At 55.1% G+C, this 561-nt stretch carries 1 rRNA gene; it reads left to right on the forward strand.

The features are described 5' to 3' along the window. Positions 1-561, forward strand: a 23S ribosomal RNA gene (locus B5M42_RS25135); the annotation flags it as partial.

Genomic DNA, 561 nt, shown 5'->3' on the forward strand with positions numbered 1-561 from the left:
GGTTAAGCTAGAAAGAGCACACGGAGGATGCCTAGGCGCTAGGAGCCGAAGAAGGACGTGGCGAACGACGAAATGCCTCGGGGAGCCGTAAGCAGGCTTCGATCCGGGGATGTCCGAATGGGGGAACCCGGCTGTGGTAATGCGCAGTCACCTTGTAGTGAATACATAGCTACAATGGAGGCATACCCAGGGAACTGAAACATCTAAGTACCTGGAGGAAAAGAAAACAAAAGTGATTCCGTCAGTAGCGGCGAGCGAAAGCGGATTAGCCCAAACCAGGGAGCTTGCTCCCTGGGGTTGTAGGACCTCAACGTGGCCCATGCTTGTTAGGTGAAGAAGTCTGGAAAGGCTCGGCAAAGAGGGTAACAGCCCCGTAGCCAAAAACAAGCGCAAGCCTAGAGGGATCCTGAGTACGGCGGGACACGTGAAACCCCGTCGGAATCCGGCAGGACCATCTGCCAAGGCTAAATACTCCCTAGCGACCGATAGTGAAGCAGTACCGTGAGGGAAAGGTGAAAAGCACCGCGGAAGCGGAGTGAAACAGAACCTGAAACCGTGTGC

This window comes from Paenibacillus athensensis, assembly GCF_004514475.2.
GTDB classification, from domain to species: domain Bacteria; phylum Bacillota; class Bacilli; order Paenibacillales; family NBRC-103111; genus Paenibacillus_AL; species Paenibacillus_AL athensensis.